At 53.6% G+C, this 19,997-nt stretch carries 13 protein-coding genes and 3 pseudogenes; 7 read left to right on the top strand and 9 right to left on the bottom strand.

What is annotated here, in order from left to right; translation table 11 throughout:
• Positions 1 to 117 precede the first annotated feature (117 nt).
• The 9 genes and pseudogenes from lepB to dnaA form a co-directional block, all read right to left on the bottom strand.
• On the bottom strand, positions 118 to 711 hold the full coding sequence (gene lepB / locus PT275_RS07615) for a signal peptidase I (RefSeq protein ID WP_277153886.1): 594 nt from the start codon (positions 709 to 711) through the stop codon (positions 118 to 120).
• Between the two features lie 226 nt (positions 712 to 937).
• On the bottom strand, positions 938 to 1,492 hold the full coding sequence (locus PT275_RS07610) for a DUF3566 domain-containing protein (RefSeq protein ID WP_277153787.1): 555 nt from the start codon (positions 1,490 to 1,492) through the stop codon (positions 938 to 940).
• Between the two features lie 144 nt (positions 1,493 to 1,636).
• Positions 1,637 to 1,867 carry a hypothetical protein gene (locus PT275_RS07605; protein ID WP_277153786.1) on the bottom strand — a complete coding sequence of 77 codons (231 nt, stop codon included), beginning with the start codon at positions 1,865 to 1,867 and terminating at the stop codon, positions 1,637 to 1,639.
• A 155-nt stretch (positions 1,868 to 2,022) separates the two neighbouring features.
• Positions 2,023 to 4,743 (bottom strand): DNA gyrase subunit A, encoded by a 2,721-nt coding sequence (gene gyrA / locus PT275_RS07600; protein ID WP_277153785.1) that lies wholly within the window; start codon positions 4,741 to 4,743, stop codon positions 2,023 to 2,025.
• Between the two features lie 223 nt (positions 4,744 to 4,966).
• On the bottom strand, positions 4,967 to 7,009 hold the full coding sequence (gyrB, locus tag PT275_RS07595; RefSeq protein ID WP_277153885.1) for a DNA topoisomerase (ATP-hydrolyzing) subunit B: 2,043 nt from the start codon (positions 7,007 to 7,009) through the stop codon (positions 4,967 to 4,969).
• A 524-nt stretch (positions 7,010 to 7,533) separates the two neighbouring features.
• Entirely contained in the window at positions 7,534 to 8,031 is a 498-nt protein-coding gene (locus PT275_RS07590; protein WP_277153784.1) for a DUF721 domain-containing protein, read from the bottom strand.
• Between the two features lie 332 nt (positions 8,032 to 8,363).
• Positions 8,364 to 9,638, bottom strand: a pseudogene (gene recF / locus PT275_RS07585) (DNA replication and repair protein RecF); the annotation flags it as partial.
• Positions 9,639 to 9,780: 142 nt separating this feature from the next.
• A complete protein-coding gene (gene dnaN / locus PT275_RS07580; RefSeq protein WP_277153783.1) occupies positions 9,781 to 10,902 on the bottom strand; it encodes a DNA polymerase III subunit beta in 1,122 nt (373 codons plus the stop codon).
• A gap of 459 nt (positions 10,903 to 11,361) precedes the next feature.
• Complete coding sequence (dnaA, locus tag PT275_RS07575; RefSeq protein WP_277153782.1) at positions 11,362 to 13,533, bottom strand: chromosomal replication initiator protein DnaA; 2,172 nt, start codon at positions 13,531 to 13,533, stop codon at positions 11,362 to 11,364.
• 408 nt (positions 13,534 to 13,941) lie between these two features.
• On the opposite strand from dnaA, the gene rpmH reads away from it, so the two are divergent.
• From rpmH to PT275_RS07540, 7 genes and pseudogenes are all read left to right on the top strand, one after another.
• Positions 13,942 to 14,076, top strand: a complete 135-nt coding sequence (gene rpmH / locus PT275_RS07570; RefSeq protein ID WP_277153781.1) for a 50S ribosomal protein L34 — start codon at positions 13,942 to 13,944, stop codon at positions 14,074 to 14,076.
• 17 nt (positions 14,077 to 14,093) lie between these two features.
• A pseudogene (gene rnpA, locus PT275_RS07565) lies at positions 14,094 to 14,537 on the top strand (ribonuclease P protein component); the annotation flags it as partial.
• Between the two features lie 338 nt (positions 14,538 to 14,875).
• On the top strand, positions 14,876 to 15,166 hold the full coding sequence (gene yidD, locus PT275_RS07560) for a membrane protein insertion efficiency factor YidD (protein ID WP_277153884.1): 291 nt from the start codon (positions 14,876 to 14,878) through the stop codon (positions 15,164 to 15,166).
• A complete protein-coding gene (gene yidC, locus PT275_RS07555; protein WP_277153780.1) occupies positions 15,166 to 16,191 on the top strand; it encodes a membrane protein insertase YidC in 1,026 nt (341 codons plus the stop codon). The genes yidD and yidC overlap by 1 nt, the downstream gene beginning before the upstream one ends.
• A 109-nt stretch (positions 16,192 to 16,300) precedes the next feature.
• Positions 16,301 to 16,837 (top strand): annotated as a pseudogene (locus PT275_RS07550) (R3H domain-containing nucleic acid-binding protein); the annotation flags it as partial.
• Between the two features lie 341 nt (positions 16,838 to 17,178).
• The gene (gene rsmG / locus PT275_RS07545; protein WP_277153883.1) at positions 17,179 to 17,865 is read left to right on the top strand and encodes a 16S rRNA (guanine(527)-N(7))-methyltransferase RsmG; all 687 of its coding nucleotides are present in this window, start codon (positions 17,179 to 17,181) and stop codon (positions 17,863 to 17,865) included.
• Positions 17,866 to 19,049: 1,184 nt separating this feature from the next.
• A complete protein-coding gene (locus PT275_RS07540) occupies positions 19,050 to 19,997 on the top strand; it encodes a ParA family protein (RefSeq protein WP_277153882.1) in 948 nt (315 codons plus the stop codon).

Genomic DNA, 19,997 nt, shown 5'->3' with positions numbered 1-19,997 from the left:
AAACGGTATTGGCAGACGTGGCCGACGGAATATGTACCGATAAATTTCACCACAAATAACTTACAATACGCCTGTTCGGCGCACCATAATCCATCTGATTTCTACAGATCACCCGGCCTATATATGCGGGATGCCGCCTACCTTGGCGAACACGTCGTGATGCGCGTGAATCACGCCGAACCGACTGGTGGGCATGTACGTCAGCATAGCGACACCCTTGATTCGATCAAGCGGGACGAGGCCATAATTGCCGTCGTTGGGATGGTAGCGAGAATCCGCGGAATTGGCACGGTTGTCGCCCAGTACGAACACATTGCCCTCGGTCACCTTGACTTTGAAGGCGAACTTGCTTGGCGTAACGCCGGCTTTCAAATAAGAGGACTCGTCGATCGCGACGCCGTTGACGGTAACCGGCGAACCGTCACCCTTGCAGGCCACCACGTCACCAGGCAGGCCGATCAGCCTTTTGACCAGATCATTGGAAGCGAAGGCATTTTCGGATTTCAACCAGTTCGAAGGATCCTTGAACACGATCACATCGCCGCGTTTCAATTTCAACACAGGTTTGGCCAGGCGGTTGGTGATGATATGATCGCCGACAGTCAGCGAGTTCTCCATCGATCTGGAAGGGACGACATAAAGGCCGAGGACGAAAATACGCAGAAGACTGACGATGACGACGGCAATCAGGCAATAAAAAAGAACGGAAATGACGTCCTGGGAACCTACACGACCGGAAGCTTTTTTTGCGTGAGTTGGACCGCGACCGGAAGTATTCTTCGAAGCGTTCTTTGCGTGAGTTGGACCGTGCCGGTTTTTACGCTTTCTTCTAGACGAAACACTGCCAGAAGCATGTTTATCTAACCGACCGGTTGAACGTCTATTTGTCATTGGATGCGTCCCATAATCACTGATTCAACAACATTTCATCATTTTATCAGTCATCACCGAGGGTAACGTGCACACCTCCCACAAGCTGGCTGATTACATTATAAAGAGCCGCGATGATAACGGCGAACAACGTGGCGACAACCACTTCCACAATCGAGAGAATGGTGACGGCGCTCAAAACCGTACCCAACGAGAAAATGCTGGCTAAATTGAAGCCGCCAGTATCGAGGCCGGTCGACGAGACGATCTGCGTGACCTGGTCGAAAACGCCAACCACGTTCAAAAGCGCCCAGATAAGCGCAACCGCCACGATCTGGATGATGCCGGCCGCCACGGAAAGCAGAAGCGTGACTTTGGCGACCGACCACGCATCGACGCGGGTGAGCGAAAGGCTCATCCGACGTGCGCGGGGGGTGCGCTTACGCTGACTTTTGCCGGCCGACTTGTTGCCGTTGACCGGCCAAGCGTTGGATTCGGACTTCGAAACTGAACTTTCGCCAAGGACGGAACGGGCAACGCGCGGGGAGCGTTCGGATTCGGACGCACCACCACTTGTACTTCTTGTTTGACGAGACTGCTTGTCGTCAACGTTTTCGCTCATCATTTCTCCTTGACACACCACACAAACTGCGGAAAATCGCCTATTTTCACGCAAAACAACCTTGTACGAGGCTATCAGTCTTCGGGGACGAAAGGATTGCTCCCATTGATCGGATTTTTGCAGCAGATAATCCTGATAAATCGTTTAATCAACGGTCGGCATATGCTCCGGCTTGGCGTTGCGCATTCGTTCTTCGGTCCAATAGTCCGAATTCCGGTTCGGATCCGAGCTTTCGTTGCGACGCACGCTCGAGCTGCCAGATGATGACGAATCGGAATCGCTTGATGAAACCGGATTCAGATACACTGCAAGACCGGCACCTGCCAAAACCAGACAAGCGATAACGCCAGACACTACGATTTGTATCTTTTTCATCGCCCACCTCGCCAACATCATCGTTCAACATTGTTCATACAATCATCTCATAAGAACGCTGCGGCCGCCAGTACCTTATTGGTATCAGCGGCCGCAGCATTGTCGTGCCGTTGAGCGATTCGGTTATCTATCCTGTTTCGCTCAGTTATTCTGCGTCACTCGGTCGCTTCGTCACCTTCGTCAGAAGATGAAGCCGAATCATCGCTTGTTTGGGCAGCGGCGTCGGAATTAGAGGAATCGGCATTGCCGGACTTATCGTCAGCATCTGCGTCATCGGCATTTTCGTCGTCATCATCGTCCGTATCGGTGTTACGCGCGATGGAGAGGATCTCATCGCCCTTGTCGGGCTTGGCGAGCGTCACACCTTGCGTATTACGACCGGTGCGCTTGACCTCGGAGACGTCGGAGCGGATGACCTTGCCGGACTTCATGATGGCGAGGATCTGGTCGGAGTCGGCCACGATGACCGCGCCCACCAGTTCGCCGCGGCCTTCGTTCATCTGCAGCGCCTTGACGCCGAAGCCGTTGCGGCCCTGGAGGCGGTACTGGCTGATGGAGGTGCGCTTGGCGAAGCCCTCGTTGGTGACCACCAAGAGGCTCAAGTCGTCTTCCATGTCGGCACGGATCACGTCCATCGCCAGCAGCTCGTCGCCGTCGCGGAACTTCATGCCCTGCACGCCGGCGGTCTGACGGCCCATCGGGCGCAGCTGCTCGTCGTCGGCCTTGAATTTGAGGCTCATGCCGTGTTTGGAGACGAGGATGATGTCGTCATCCGCGTTGCACAGCGTCGCGCCGATCAGCTCGTCGGCCGGCTCGCCGGTCTCCGGGTCCTCCATCAGGCGCACGGCGATGAGGCCGCCCTGACGGGTGGAATCGTACTGTGCCAGCGGGGTCTTCTTGACCTTGCCGGAACGGGTGGCGAGCACCAGGTACTTGGCGATTTCGTAATCGGGGATCGAAAGCACGGCCTGGATGGTCTCGTCGGGGGAGAGCTGCAGCAGGTTGGCCACGTGCTGGCCCTTGGAATCGCGGGAGCCTTCCGGCAGCTCGTAGGCCTTGAGCCTGAAGACGCGGCCGCGGTTGGTGAAGAAGAGAATCCAGTTATGCGTGGAGGTCAAGAAGAAGTGGTCGACCACGTCGTCCTGACGCAGCTTGGCACCCTTGATGCCCTTGCCGCCGCGGTGCTGGGCGCGATATTCGTCGGCCTTGGTGCGCTTGACGAAGCCGGAATGCGTCACGGTGACGACCACGTTTTCGTCGGCGATGAGGTCTTCGTCGCTCATTTCGCCGGAGAACGGCAGGATCTTGGTGCGGCGGTCGTCGCCGTACTTGGCCACGATCTCGTCGAGCTCGTCGCCCACGATCTTGCGTTCGCGTTCGGGGCTGGCGAGGATGTCGTTGTAATCGGCGATCTTCTTCATCAGCTCGTTGTGTTCGTCGACGATCTTCTGACGTTCCAGAGCGGCGAGACGACGCAGCTGCATCGCGAGAATCGCGTCGGCCTGCACATCGTCCACGCCGAGTAGGTCTTCGAGGCCGGTGCGAGCGGTTTCGACGTCCTTGGAGGCGCGGATCAGGGCGATGACTTCCTCGATCATGTCGAGGGCCTTCAGGTAGCCCTGCAGGATGTGGTCGCGGTCTTCGGCCTCACGCTTCAAATAGCGGGTACGCCGGTCGATGACTTCGAGCTGGTGGTTGACCCAGTGGCTTACGAAGGCATCAAGCGAAAGGGTGCGCGGCACGTTGTCGACCAGCGCAAGCATGTTCGCGCCGAACGTCTCCTGCAGCTGGGTGTGCTTGTAAAGGTTGTTCAGCACGACCTTCGGCACGGCGTCGCGCTTCAGAATGAGCACAAGGCGCTGGCCTGTACGGCCGGAAGTCTCATCGCGCATGTCGGCGATGCCCTGGATCTTGCCGTCGCGCACGGCGTCGCGGATCGAGGCGGCGAGGCGGTCGGGGTTGACCTGGTACGGCAGCTCGGTGACCACGAGGCACATGCGGCCCTTGATTTCCTCGGTGTTGACCACCGCGCGCATGGTAATAAGGCCACGGCCGGTACGGTAGGCCTTCTCAATGCCCTTGTGGCCGAGAATCGTGGCGCCAGTGGGGAAGTCCGGGCCCTTAATGCGCTGCAGCAGCGCCTCGAGCAGCTCTTCCTTGGTGGCTTCCGGGTGATCGAGAGCCCAGTGCACGCCGTCGGCGACCTCGCGCATGTTGTGCGGCGGGATATTGGTGGCCATGCCCACGGCGATGCCAGAGGAACCGTTGACCAGAAGGTTCGGGAAGCGGGCGGGGAGCACGGTCGGCTCCTGCGTCTTGCCGTCGTAGTTCGGCACGAAATCGACGGTGTCCTTGTCGATGTCACGCACCATTTCCATCGCGAGCGGTGCCATGCGGCACTCGGTGTAACGCATGGCGGCCGCGGGGTCGTCGCCCGGGGAGCCAAAGTTGCCCTGTCCATCGACCAGCATGTAGCGCATCGACCACGACTGGGCCATACGCACCAACGTGTCGTAAATGGCGGAATCGCCGTGCGGGTGGTACTTGCCCATCACGTCGCCGACGACGCGGGAGCACTTGTTGTAGCCGCGATCGGGGCGATAGCCGCCGTCATACATCGCGTAGATCACGCGGCGGTGCACCGGCTTCATGCCGTCGCGCACGTCGGGGAGCGCGCGCTCGACGATCACGGAAAGGGAATAGGCGAGATAGGAATCGCGCATCTCCTTGCCGACGTCGATCTGTTGGATGCGTTCGCCTTTCATCAGGCCGTAATCGGTGTTATCGGCCTCCTGTGGGCTCAGCGGCTCAAGGGAGCCGTCGGGCAAAGGCTGTGCGTCTTCGCTGTCATCATTGTCGTTGTTTTCGTCTGCCACTGTAAATCCTTGGTTGGTATTGATTCACTAAGTTTGTTGTTCCGTCGGTATCGTCGTATCGAATGTGGTTATGATTCATTCTTTGGTATCAATGGCCACATTCGAATCCGATTAATTCCTAACGATCTTGACGTACAGGTTCATCTCCGCCTAGGCGTCGATGGCTGTATCGTCCGTTCATTTCCGCCTAGGCGTCAATGCTGTATTGTTTTGTTCACCTCCGCTACGCGTCGATGAACTTCGCACTCGGAGCATTACGCTGGATGAACTCGCGGCGCGGTTCAACCTCGTCGCCCATCAGCATGGAGAAAGTCTCGTCGGCTTGGGCCGCGTCATCGATCGTCACCTGCTTCAAGATGCGGTGCTCAGGGTCCATGGTGGTTCCCCACAACTCCTGATAGCTCATCTCGCCCAGGCCCTTGTAGCGCTGGATGCCCTCGCCCTTCGGCAGCTGGCGTCCGGCCTCTTTGCCCTCTTTCAGGACACGGTCGCGCTCGGCGTCGGTGTAGACGAAGCTGTGCGGGCCCTTGGTCCATTTGATGCGATACAGCGGCGGCATGGCGACGTAAATATAGCCGGCGTAGATCATCGGCCGCATGTAGCGGAAGAAGAGCGTCAGGTTGAGCGTCGCGATATGCGCGCCGTCGACATCTGCATCGGCCATGATGATGACTTTGTGATAGCGCACTTTGTTCAAGTCGAAGTCCTCGCCGTATCCGCCGCCGACGGCCGTAATCAAGGCCTCGATGGTGTCGGATTTCATGATGCGGTCGATGGAGGCACGTTCAGTGTTGAGGATCTTGCCGCGAAGCGGCAGAATAGCCTGCGTAATCGGGTTGCGGCCCTGAATGGCGGAACCGCCTGCGGAATCGCCCTCGACGATGAACAGCTCACATTCTTCAGGGTTATTGGACTGGCAGTCCTTCAACTTGTCAGGCATGCCAGCAGTCTCGAAAACAGACTTGCGGCGCGTGTTCTCGCGGGCCTTCTTGGCGGCGATACGCGCGTGTGAGGCCTCAAGCGCCTTCTGAATGATGTTCTTGGCATCACTGGGATGAGAATCGAACCAATCACCGAGGCGGTCGGTCATCACGCGCTGCACGAAGGTCTTGGCTTCGGAATTGCCGAGCTTGGTCTTGGTCTGGCCTTCGAACTGCGGGTTGGTGAGTTTGACGGACACGACGGCGGTGAGGCCTTCGCGGACGTCATCACCGGAAAGGTTGTCATCCTTTTCCTTGAGCAGGTTCTTCTCGCGCGCATAGCGGTTGACCAAGCTGGTCAACGCCGCGCGGAAGCCTTCTTCGTGGGTGCCGCCTTCTGTGGTGGAAATCGTGTTGGCGAAGGTGTGCACGGCCTCGGAATAGGCGGTGGTCCATTGCAGCGCGATTTCGGCGGAAATGCCAAGGTTCAGATCTTCGGCCTCAAGGTCGATGACCTCGTCCTCGATCGGTGTGGCCTTGCGGGACTTGACCAGATAGGCGACGTAATCCTTGATGCCGTTCTGGTAGCAATAGGAGACGGTTTCCGGTTTCTCTTCAGTGGCATCATCCTCACCGGCGACCTCATCGCCAGCGACGTTGTGCTTGCGTTCGTCAGTCAGCGTAATACGAAGTCCCTTGTTGAGGAACGCCATTTGCTGGAAGCGGGAACGCAACGTCTCGAAGTCGTATTCGGTGGTCTCGAAGATCTTGGGATCGGCCCAGAACGTCACCGAGGTGCCGGTGGATTCGCCTTCGGCCATGGGCGCACCCTGCTTCAGCGGAGCCGTTGCCCTCTGGTCCTTGAAGTTTTGCGTCCAGTGATAGCCTTGGCGGCGCACTTCAACGTCGATTTCAGTGGAAAGTGCGTTGACCACGGAGATGCCGACACCGTGCAGGCCTCCGGAGACCGCATAACCGCCGCCGCCGAACTTGCCGCCTGCGTGCAGTTTGGTCATCACCGTCTCGACGCCGGAGACGCCCTCGCCAGGCACTTCGTCGACGGGGATGCCGCGGCCGTTGTCGACCACGCGCACGCCGTTGTCAGGCAGAATGGTCACTTCGATATGCGTGGCATAGCCGGCGAGCGCTTCGTCGACGGAGTTGTCGACAATCTCGTAGACCAAATGGTGCAAACCGCGCGGGCCAGTGGAGCCGATGTACATACCCGGGCGGATACGCACGGCCTCGAGGCCTTCAAGCACCCTCAAATCACTGGCGTCATAATGTTCGGGAGCGAGTGAATCATCGAGTTGCGCGTCTTCCAGATCATCGGTTTCCGCTGCAATCTGCGCTTCGGTTTTGGGTTCGTTGTCACCACCATCGGCGGCATTGGTGTTCTCAGCATTTACTTCAGAGTCTGCCACAAGGTTCCTTCCTGCATTTTCCCTCGCACGAAAGGCTTCTTGCGCGGGCGATACACTCTAGAAAGCAAATAATGGGGCCTTCCAGAGGTTTAACCATATAGTAGTCATTTTACTCGGATAAGGGGACATTCCATGCATTACCCCCAAAAGATGAAATTCCTTTATTGTCTAATTACATCAGAAAATAACAATGCTTGATTCAGCCAAATTTTAATGCAGGAAAAATGCATATACATCTCACCGACATGCCGTTTACCAGCAATAACCTGCAGTTTTCCAGCACTAACGCACGTTGCTGCTGATAAACAGCACATAAACATGGCTATCATGTCGTTTACCAGCATTAGTAAGCAAGCAACGATGGAACTCACGAAAACCATCGGCGAAAGTCCGGCTTTCAACCACCACATTCATCGTCGGCAGCAAAACCAGTAAACCGACTTGAATTACCGCCGCATGTAGCGATTCGGATAGCGTCGAGCACCAGGTCCGCGTCTGAAGTTGTGCGATTGCGGGCCGGTAACGCGAATTTCACGGATTTCAAGGCCTTTGAGCCGCTGGCGGATAGTCGTAGTGAGCTGCGGAATGAGATAGGTCAGCTGGGTGGCCCAGGCGTTGGATTCGGTATTGATGGTGAGTACGCCGTCGCGAAAATCAGTGACCACGGAATGGCTCGCGATGGCCGGACCGACCACTTGGTCCCAGTGGTTGCGTAGTTGGGCAAGCTTCAAATGCGGGGTCCAGTCGCCGTCTTTGGCGATGACGGACATTATCCCGCCGAGTTTTCCCGGGTCCCGCCCTGGCTTGCCGAAATTGTTCCACGCACTTTCCTCGCGCGCTTCCCAGTCTTTGCGCGCACCGGCGCGGGACGCGAGCCTGTTGAACACTTCGGCGGGCAGTTTACGCTCGTCAAGATGCAGCTGTTCGGCGATTGGCGGCTTCATGATTGCACCTTCTCGCTGTCATCGCAAAAACCTTCATCTTCATCATCCTCATTCGACAATATATTACTTTTATTATTATCAGAGATAGTACTTCGCCGACTGTTGATAACATTCCTATCTTCTATGGCACCGGCGGCCTTTAGATTAATGTCAGCGCCATTCAATTTGCCGGATTTTCGGCCATCCGTAGCATTGCCATCAGCAACGCCAGCCATTTTATCCTCCCGTACAGCTTGCAATTGCGCCACCAGATCGGCGTTCTCATCCTGCGCGTCGGCCTTGAGTTCGGCGACGTCGATGATAGCGGCCTTGCCGGCTATAGCGGCATCCATGGGAATATCGCCGGCCGCTGCCACGGTAATAAGCACCTGATCCTGTTGCATTGCGAAATCGAAGATCTGCCGACGACGAGTCTCATCGAGCTGCGCGAAAACATCATCCAAAATAACAATAGGCTTGACTTGCTGGGCCTCCGCAATCTCGTTGAACAGTGCCATTTTCAGGGCAAGCGCCATGGTCCACATCTCGCCGTTGGAAGCGAACTCACGGGCCGGCATTCCGTCGAGCGTCAAGGTCATATCATCGCGGTGCGGGCCGATCAGATTACGTCCACGCGCTATCTCGCCGGCATAAAGACGTTGATAATGCTTGCTGATTTCCGGTTCGGGCTGGTCAAAGTCAAGCACTTCCTCAAACGAAGGCGCGTAGGAAAGTCCCGCATGCTGCGGTTTACCTGCCAATTCATCGTAAATTTGCGAGAATGGATCAGCCAGTCGTTCAATGAGACCGGCGCGGGCACGGGTCAGGGCGACACCGACCGCAATGAACTGCCCCGTCCATATTTCCAGGCCGTTCAGTGCTGCATTCTGCGCATCCACCGGTTCACTGCGTTGCCCAAGTTGCTTCAACAGTGCGGCACGCTGCTTGGCTATTTTATTGGCATTGGAAAGGTTTGTCGCATAGCCGGGAACCAGCAACGATCCGGCCTGGTCAAGGAACCCGCGTCTTCCAGACGGGTCACCCGCCACCAGCCGCTGATCGTCAGGCGTAAACGAAACGCTCGGCACTTTGCCGACAATATCGCGCATATAAAGGGAACTACCACCATTGATACGCCCGCGGTTGGCTCCCCGTGCTGCAATGGTCACTTCATACGTGGTCTCACGAACGTCGTTATCTGTAGAACGATTGCTATTTTCAACACTTTCCTGAGATATGGCACCACCAGCCGACGCCGCACTTTCCGAATTCTCACCGCCCGATTCCGCGACGTTTTCAGTATCCTTATTGATTGGCAAATTGGCAGCACTTGCAACGTTTTGAATGCCGTCGTTTTCCGGCGTTATATCGGTAATTTCGGCATTATCGTCGTTGCCGCCTTCATTGACATTGGCACGAATCGTGGCTTTGACTTCGCCGCGTTCGATCAGCGGCAGCGAGCTGGAGGTGCGGTGGCTGGAACCGGTGGAAAGCACTTCGATGGCTTCAACGATGTTGGTCTTCCCAAGCCCATTCGCACCTTTGAGAATGGTCACCCCAGGCGTGAAATCCACGACAAGATGCGGCCACGACCGAAAATGGTCAAGCGCCAGCCGTGAGATATACACGCGAACCCCTTACTTTGTCATCGTTGTTATTCATCATTTTCAGGCCGATACCGAACCCGCGGAACAGTACAAAACGAAAAATATCTTACGATGTAAATTAAAAATAATAAACACCGTAAGATAAATTCCATACGCTTGAAAATCAGTTAAACCGCATCGGCACCAACAGATAACGATAATCCATCGATTCGTCCGAATCGGCTTCCTGCTGGCCGTTGAATTCGACCGGCTTGACAGCGGTGGTCATCTTCATACGTACGAACGGCTCGGTAATCGCGCTCAATCCTTCAATCAGATACGACGGATTGAAAGCAACAGTGATGTTTTCGCCATCCATATCGATATCGAGCACTTCCTTGGCCTGGGATTCATCGGCGGTTCCGGCTGAAAGTGTCAGACCCTGGCCTTCGAATACCATACGAATCGGTGCATTACGTTCCGCGACCAAAGCCACACGCTTGATGGCGCCGAGCAGCGCTTCCTTGGAGATAACGGCCTCGATCGGGTATTCGTCGGCGAAAAGACGATCGACCGCCGGGAATTCGCCGTCAATCAATTGCGAGGTCGAGACGCGTCCGGCATTCTCAAAACCAAGCAACGACGGACTTTCCGGGTTGAAATCGATGACCACGTTCTGATGTTCGTCGACGGCACGGGCTACATCGCGTAGCAGCGAGCCACGAACCAACGTTTCGGTTTCAAGGTTGCTGTCCTGCGGAGTCCAGGTGAAGCTGGAACGGGAAAGGCGGAAGCGATCGGTCGAAGTCATTACGACTTTCTCGCCGTTGAACTGGATACGCACGCCAGTCAGAACCGGGCGATTTTCCTCGTGCGAAACGGCGACCGAAGCCTGCGAAACCGCCTGAACGAAAGTCGGCGCGTCGACCTGACCCAGCATCGCCGGGGCTTCGGGCAAATCCGGATATTCCGATTCAGGCATGAGCTGCAAATTGAACGTTGACTTGCCGGAAGTGATGGTCAACGTGGTGTCCGTGGTGGAAAGATAGGTTTTTTCCTGGGGCAATGCCTTGGTGATATCGGCCAGTAGCTTGCCCTGGACCAGCACTTTTCCGGCTTCGTCGACACCTGCCTCGATATGGTGGCGAGCGGAAATCTCGTAGTTGAATGCGGAAAGTTGCAAGATTCCATCGGCGGCTTCGAGCTTGATGCCGGCGAGAATCGGGTTGGCTGGCCGTGCATCGATGACGCGGGTAGTCCAGGCAACTGCGTCCGCAAGTGCGGTGGAGTTGATTTCGACTTTCATAACGCTCCTACTTTGGTTGATAACTGAGTTCTATTCTAGTTGCTTCTTTTGTTCACAAGATACAGATTCAACTTGTTCGCTTTGCTTACCATGATGAGACGTAAGTTTGCTTTAGTAATCAGGATAATAAGCATGGTGAATATGTGGATAACCTTCAAAATGGCTTACGAACAGCGTTATCCACAGCATGAGGCTATGTGGATAACTAAGCGAAGAATTGTGGATAAAGCGCCAAGTTATCCACCATCGTAGCTTCGTCATTTTTTTGTCCACACGATTTTGAAAGTCATCCACGACTTTTCCACTGTGTTTTCTGGGGGTATCCACGACTTATTCGCCGAGTTTACCCCCATTTGTGAATAACTATGTGGATAAATTTTCAAAAAATTCTTTCCACAACCGGTGTGTCGTGTAGTGGATAAGACGAAAAATGTGCAAATTCGTCGCTTGGATGAGATTTCAGCCTTCCGGATGCTGCTTCAACCGCACCGTCAGCTCCATAACATAGTTGTAAATCTCCTGCTTTTCCTGCATCTCATTAGAGATGCGGGTATAGGCGTGCATTACAGTGGTGTGATCACGCCCGCCGAAGACCTCGCCGATGTCCACCAGGCTCATGCTGGTCATCTCGCGGGCCAGATACATGGCGATCTGCCGTGCCAACGCAACGTTTTTGGTGCGCGCGCGGCCCACGAGGTCGTCAAACGTGAGGTGGAAGTACTTGGCCACCTGGCCGATGATGTCGGTCGGCTTGATCTCGACGTCCGTGGTGAAGAAGTCCTGCAGGGTCTGCTCGGCCAAAGCACGCGAAACCGGCTGGTTGCTGAGTGATGCCACCGCGGTCACGCGCGTCAAAGCCCCTTCGAGCTCGCGGATGTTCTCCGTGAAGCGCTCGGCGATGAGGTCGAGCACGTCGTTGGGAATGTTGGAGTGGTTCATCGAGGCCATCATGCGCAGGATGGCGATGCGGGTCTCGAGATCCGGCGGCTTGACGTCGACGGTAAGGCCCGATTCGAAGCGTGAGATCAGACGCGCTTCGAAGCCTTTGAGATTCTTGGGTGCGACATCCGAGGCGATCACGATGCGCTTGCCGGCCTGATAGAGCGCATTAAACGTGTGGAAGAACTGCTCGAGCGTAGCTTCCTTGCCGCCCAGGAACTGGATGTCGTCGATCAGCAACACATCGACCTCACGGTAGCGGCGATTGAACGCGGCGATCTGCCCCTGGCTCTGGTTCGGGGTCTGCAGCGCCTCGATGAACTCGTTGGTGAATTCCTCGCTGGTCACGTAGCGCACCTTCAGGGTGCTGTCCTTGACGAGCGCGTAATTGCCGATGGCGTTCAGGAGGTGGGTTTTGCCCAGCCCCGAGCCGCCATAGATACACAGCGGGTTGAAGTCTTTGCCGCTGCCCTCGGCCACCGCCAGCGCTACGGTTCGCGCGAAACGGTTGGAGTCTCCGGGAACGAAGGTATCGAAGGTCGCGTTTTTGTTGAGGTGTGTTTCAGGGTCGCGCGCGGTCTTCTGATCATCCACTTCAAAGGGCGGGACAGACTGGGGAAGCGGTTGCGAAGATGCCTGTCCAGATGCTGTGGATTGTGGTTTCTGCGAGACCGGGGTCGTTGTACGTTGCCGGTTGCCGACGCCGCCTTCGAAATTCGGATTATTCCGGCGCTTTTGCGGTTGCGAGGAAGATCGCGAATCAGCGAAAGCGGTTTCCTCCTGATAAGCCGTTGCATTCGGGAACGTCGCCGTCTGCGGGAATGTCCTTGCGCTTGTAAAGTCCTGACCACGCAATCCGTCGTTGCGCTCGCCACCATTACCGGGTTGCGCCTTGAAATCGGTGTCGCGGTACTGACGTTCGTATTGAGATTGCGTGTATGGCTGTGAGGCGCTTTGATTCAGCGGTTGCCCCGTTTGGTCCCCGAATGTTTTTCCATGTCCGTTTGTATTACTGAAAGTCTCTTGCGATTCCGGATAATCCGATTCGTCGAACGAAAGCTGCGATGCCTGCGCGCTCTTGGTATTGTTCGGATATTCCGGGTAGCCATTGTAAGAAGGATTGCGTTGGCTGGAATCGGCCTGCGCGTTTGCCTGTGCCTGATTCATTTCCCCCGTGTATTCCGCCGTATCAGGGCGTCCTTGCATGTAGGGGTAGTGCTGGTTTGCGGCGCCGCCGAACTGTTGTCTGTTGCCGTTCTTGTCCGTTTCGTCGGCATTGGAACCGGTTACGTTCATTTGAGCGGGATTCATGGACCGGCTTTGGAAGCCTTCGGACGCTTGGGAAGGGGTGTTCTGGTTGGTCGTCATGGGACTGTTGTCGGAGTTTTCGTCCGGTGTCATCGAATCGTTTGAACCTGGCTCCGCGATTTTAAAGGCGGGGAACATATCGTGGCCGGTCGCCAGCTTCAGCGCGCCGAGCAGGGCATGGTTGAGTTCGCCCTGCAGCGCCTGCTGGGTGGCGGTGTTGGCCACGCATAATACGATGGTCGGTCCGAACACGCCTTCGGGCTTCACGCCTTCAAGCCAGCCTTTGCTGCGCGGGGTGATTGAAGTGTCCTGACGCAATACCGCAAGGGCATCGTCCCAAATCCGTATGGCTTGGGTTATCGGGTCATTCGACTCATCTGCCATGGTGGCTCTTTCCTAGGTTCTTACGTATGTTTCCGGCAACGATGCCTTACCATCGCGCCAGTCTCAATTCAATGTGGCACCACACTGCTGACTTCCGCGATGCAATAACCTATATGTACTCCGACCTGTAGAAAAGTTATCCACCGTCTTGCGTGTTGGAAACATTGAATTGTGAATAACACAAATGTAATTTGTGGATAACTTACGCGTGATAAACGGTGCAATGCCAAGCGTTATCGGCATTTATAAAGGCTGTAGCGAAATGTGAAAATCCCCGAAAAGTTATCCACATTTTAACCGGTGAAATCCGTTTGGTTTGACTTGGGACTAGGGGTGAGAGTAATTTGGTAGAGCTTGACTCATGAGGAGCCATGTCTTTGCATGGCTAAAAACTACCGGGAGCATATTATGAAGAGGACATTCCAACCGAATAACCGCCGTCGCCACATGAAGCACGGATTCCGCGCTCGCATGCGTACCCGCGCCGGCCGCGCGGTGCTTAACCGTCGCCGTTCCAAGGGCCGCAAGAACCTCGCTGTCTGATCAATCGGCGAAAGGGCATGGATCGGCTGAAAAGCCATCGTGATTTTGTCCAGGTGCTGAAGCGTCGCAGAAAAGTAACTGAAAAGGATATCGTCGTGCATTTCTTGGTGTGCGACGATTCTTGTTGCAGCAACGTTGATGGCCGGCATGCCGTCAAGGCACAGGCAGAATCGACAGGCGAGGCTATGGGAGCTACGGGTGTTTCCGTATCCGCAGAAGCCGTTCGGCAGCATATGTCGGGTCGGCGTCTAGGGCTTGCCGTGTCAAAAAACGTCGGCAACGCGGTGATGCGCAACCATGTGAAACGTCGTTTCCGTGTTCTGGCCAGGGCTTACGAAGACCGTCTGCCGCAACATTGCGATATCGTAATGCGTGCCAAGCCGAGTGCGGCCCGCGCCGATTTTTCCTCGCTTGACAAGCAGGTTGCAGCGTTGTTTACGGCGGTGAATCGCAAGGCGGCACAAAACGGCAAGCTGCGGCCGGGACAAGATGGCGTAAAACCAATGCCGAATCGGCCTGATAGCGAAGGCGGCCAATCATGACTGCCGTAACCGTATCAAAAGCTCGGCCGATACTGGATGCCTCTCGTGCTTTCAAGAAATTCGACCGGGTGGTAACAGTCAAGGAAACGAGTGAGGCCGATCAGATGGATTTGAAGGATGAGACTTGCAAACCCATGGCGCTGAACGACGATGCTGACCAAGCGGCTTCTTCTCAGGTGGCAAGTACGGTTGTCGTCGCCGGAACAAGGATGCCGACCTTTGAAAGTGGTAAATCCCGTTCGGTTATCGCTCGTGCGATGCTTGCCGCGGTGCACTGGTATCAGGTCCATATTTCCGCTGGAAACCCGCCGTGCTGCAAGTACTATCCGTCCTGCTCCAACTACGCGATTCAAGCGGTCACTCGTTACGGCGCCGTCCGCGGCGGGTTGCTTGCCATCCTGCGGCTTCTGCGCTGCCGCCCGTGGAGCAACGGCGGTATCGACGACGTGCCCCAGCACTATTCGATTTTCTATAGATTTTCCTGGTCCAAGGCTCACGAAGAGCCACGACTGACCCCATTGGTCTCAGACGTTAAGGAGACGGCCTAATGCACTTCATTACTAATCCGGACTACAACCACTTCCTTCTCGATCAAGGGATCTTCGGCTGGGTTTACAAGATTCTGACCCCTGTCGAATGGGTGATGACCGAGATCATGTACTGGTTCCACAAGTTCATGACCATCCTCGGCATGTCCTCAAAGGGCACTTCGTGGATCCTCGCCATTGTCTTCCTCGTGCTCGTCGTGCACGCCATCATCCTGCCGATGTACATCAAGCAGATGCGCGGCATGGCGAAAATGCAAGCCTTGCAGCCAAAGCTGATGCATATCCAGAAGAAGTACAAGGGCCATAACGACCAGGCCAGCAAAGAGGCCATGGCCCGCGAGACCCAGAAGCTTTACTCGGACAACAAGGTCAACCCGATGGGTTCCTGCCTGCCAATGGTCATCCAGGGCCCGGTCTTCATGTGCATGTTCTACATGCTTTCGGCTATTCCATACATCGCCCACGGTTCGCGCGGCAAGCTTGGCGCTTTCGACAAGGCGACCGCGGCGGAATTCGCTGATACGCATCTCTTCGGCCTGAAGATTTCCAACACGTTCGGCATGGCCGATACCTCTGGCAAGATCATCATCGGCATCTTCACCTTCCTGATGTGCGCGGCGATGTGGTACATGCAGTTCAACAACATGCGCAAGAACCTGCCCGCCGCCTCCATGGAAGGCCAGCAGTACAGGATGCAGCAGATCATGACCTGGGTCTTCCCGCTGATGTACATCTTCTCCGCAATCTCCATGCCGTTTGCCGTGCTTGTCTACTGGCTGACGAACAACATCTGCAACATGCTGCGTTCCATCTGGCAGGTGCACGAGTTTCCAACTCCAGGTTCCCCGGCCGAGACCGAAAAAATCAAGCGCGACCATACCAAAGAGAACAGACGTCGCGAAAAAGCGGGCGAAATGTCGCTTGAGGAAGAAGCCCTGCACAATGCCCAGGAAGAAGCCAAGCGTCGTGAGGAGCACGGCTTCCAGCGCGAGCAGCCAAAGCGCAAGCGCAAGAAGAAAAAGTAAGTGGTGAAGGACCGGCTTCGGATCGTATGTGACTTGTGTATTACATGTGCGATCCGGGGTCGGGTATGGTTTAGACTTAAGGACAGTAAGTCGGGTAAAGGAGTTGAATATGTCGCGTGATGAAGAAAAGACGGTCGAACAGCTCAATGACGAAGCTGACATCGCCGCTGACTATCTTGAGGGGTTGCTTGATATTGCAGACTACGAAGGTGATATCGAGATGGGTGTACGCAATGGCCGTCCCACCGTTCAGATTGTGGCCGATGACGACGAAGACATCAAGCACCTCATCGGTCATAAGGGTGAAGTTGTAGATGCATTACAATTGCTGACCCGTTTGGCCGTCCAAGAGAAGACCGGTGAACGGTCGCGCTTGATTCTTGACGTCGATGGCTATCTGAAGAAACGTCGCCAGCACCTCCGCGATTTGGCGCTTGATGTCATTGATGAGGTTCGTGAAACTGGTGAACCCGCCAACCTTGATCCGATGAACTCTTTTGAGCGCAAGGTAGTCCACGATTTGGTTCGTGAAGAGGGGCTTAAGTCTCGTTCGCATGGGGAAGAGCCGCATCGTTATGTCACCATTTATCTCAAGCCGAATTCTTCCAGCGACGATCTGGATGAGGATGAAGATGACGATATCGAAGACACTGAACGTGAAAATGTTTCACGTGAAACAATCGTCGATGTGGTTGAGGTCGACGAGGATGCTCCGGATTCCGAAGACGATGACGGCGAACCTGCCGATGATCGTGATGATTCAGATGATGTAGAAGAGGTCGACGAAGAAGAGGATGAAGAAGAAGAGGATGATATCGACGAAGATCGATGATTCTGAGGATTTGCGAGTTCTGGAATTAACGTTCAACTAGATCCGTTGCTTAAGGGGTTATGGCCATTAGATTGGCCGTAACCCCTTCGTTATATTTATATGTGCATTGCCTCTGATAAATTTAGTAATTGATTTCTGATGAGGCAAGGGATGAGATGGACGTACAGATACATACCGATGAAGAACTGGAACAATCATTGCTGCTGAGCGATTTGTTCGGCGATGTCTTTCCTAAGATGAAAGTGTTTAAGGACAAGCTCGCCAATGAGGGTGAGGAACGTGGAATTATCGGTCCACGCGATGTTGACATTATCTGGGAACGACATATCCTCAACTCAGCTGCGATCGTTCCGTTTATCGAATCCTCTACCGATGGCGATCGATTTAAGACGGTCGCTGACCTGGGTAGTGGCGGTGGATTTCCCGGTATCGTAGTGGCTGCTTGCCTACCTGACCATGAGGTAACTCTTATTGAACCAATGGAGCGGAGAGCCGAATGGCTTCATGAATGTGTGGATGAGTTGGAACTGAATAATGTCATCGTATTGCGTGCAAGGGCTGAGGAATGTATTCAACAACTGAAACATGATAAGGGTGCTCATCCGTTTGCCGTCGTTACTTGCCGAGCAGTAGCACCTATGACCAAACTCAGTGGTTGGACTTTGCCATTGCTGAAGCACGGTGGTCAGCTTATTGCGCTCAAAGGTCGTTCGGCTCCTGCTGAAGTGCGCAAAGCTGCCAAAGAGATTCAGAAGCATGGTGGTCGTAACCCGCAGGTTCTTGAGGCTCCAATAGCTGAAGGCTTTGAACCTACGCATGTGGTTATTGTCGATAAAAAATAAACTCTAACGTTCATTCTGGGGAATGTTTCACGTGAAACATTCCCTTTTTTGATAAATTGATAGTGCTAAAGTCTTTTGTAGTTGACGTGCACATTTTCAATTATTTTATCCTTATGATTTAACTTGCCTTCACTACTCAAATTAGAAACCGATTAAAAACTTAAACGTTCAGTCGAAAGTCTTTCAAGCTTTTAAGAATTAATATTTTCCTTATTTTTTAAACTTTCCTTTCCTATTGTCATAATCGTCGCTCAAAGTTGGATATTTGCTTCCCTGGTTTCAGACTCTCAATGACCCCGGCTTTTTTCTATTCAGCTGTGGTCTTTTGGCAGATCAGGTTGTAGCCTACTTTTGTTAAATTGTTCAAGATGATGCCTGCTTTCAAAATCAAACCCTGATTTTTAATATCATATTCTTGTTTATAGCAATGGGATTGAATAGCTAAATCGCAGACAAGCTGCAGGCTCGGGATTGCGGCCAAAATGTGTGTCGAACATAGGTTTCAAGGCGTTCTGGCATTCATATGGCATAAAAGCTGTTTAAGATAGGGGCGCAGCGATTCGAACCCGTTTTTCGCTACTCCCTCAATGCCTTAGAGCTAATTTTGGACACACATTTTGGCCGATACCCCGCAGGCTGACTATCCATGAATAATTGCTCGTGGTGTCTTCAAGGATGAAAGTTAGTTAGTTTTTCATCATTTTCTTTCTATTGAAAGATCATCAAATCATGTGATGATGCTTTTGATTGTTTCACGTGAAACAATTTTGATTAAAACGGACACATAAAGTTTTCATAGTTCTGTTTTATGAAATTGAAACTGTGTCCAGGTGATTCTGTGAAATTATGAATCGATGAATCAATGTGAAATTGTTTCACGTGAAACAACCGATGGGACCAGACTTATCCACATTTTCAATGGCCTCCAAAAGTTATCCACAATTTATATGTTTTTAGCAGAGACTTCACATTTATTGAAATTCCAACGATTATACGAACAAATTTTCGAGCGTAACGAGTTGTCCACAAAAGTTACGCACATTTATACACATAGTTGTGGATAAGTTTGTAGAGGATAAATCTGTCCATACGAATGACGAAACTAGAAGAACTGGAACAAGAATTTGCTGTGTCGATCCCACAGTCTGTGATTCACGGCGGAGAGTCGTAGGGAGTTGATGGATATGGAATCTGCCTCTGAAACAATCAGACGTATTTTTGGAAACAAGGGCAATTCTTTAGGTTCCGAAATGGCTGAAGTTTCCTCTCGGTATGACGCTCTTAATAGTGTGCGTTTCCCCAAGCCAAAAGAAACTCGATACATCGCTGTTGCCAACCAAAAAGGTGGTGTTGGGAAAACCACGACTACTGTGAATTTGGCTGCAGCATTAGCGCTGGCAAAACAGCGAGTCTTAGTTATTGACATGGATCCCCAGGGCAATGCATCTACGGCTCTTGGAGTGAAACATAATAGTGGAGAGTTGTCTGTCTATGATGTGCTCGAAGGCAGGAAAAGCATAGAAGAAGTGAAACGAGTTTCATCCTCATTCAAAACAATGGATGTGGTCCCATCGTCGATTGACCTAAGTGGCGCTGAACTAGAAGTGGCGGATTTGGGCAATAGAAATGATTTGCTCCGGGAAGCTTTGGAAAAGTTCGTAGGATCGTCGAAACTGCATTATGACTATGTCATCATCGATTGTCCACCTAGTTTGGGGCTTTTGGTGATTAATGCGATGTGCGCAGTCAATGAAGTGTTGATTCCAATACAGGCCGAATATTATGCGCTCGAAGGCTTGGGGCAGCTTATTCAGACCATTGGATTGGTTCAGGAGCACTATAATCCCGCGTTGCTTGTTTCCACAATGCTGGTAACCATGTTCGATAAACGTACGTTGTTGAGCAAAGAGGTATTTGATCAGGTAAGTGAGCACTATCCCGATATCGTGCTGCAGACAACAATTCCAAGGTCGGTAAAGATTTCTGAAGCGCCCAGTTTCGGGAAAACAGTTATCGAATATGACCCACGAGGCATGGGCGCGGTTTCATACCGTGAGGCTGCGCTGGAAATTGCGAGAAGATCACCTCAGGTGTTGAAGACTATACAAGACAGAAAGCAGAGGAGTAAGTGA

The organism is Bifidobacterium sp. ESL0745 (assembly GCF_029433335.1).
GTDB lineage: Bacteria > Actinomycetota > Actinomycetes > Actinomycetales > Bifidobacteriaceae > Bifidobacterium.
The sequence above is the reverse complement of the archived record's forward strand: the minus strand, read 5'-3'. Positions and strand labels throughout refer to the sequence as shown.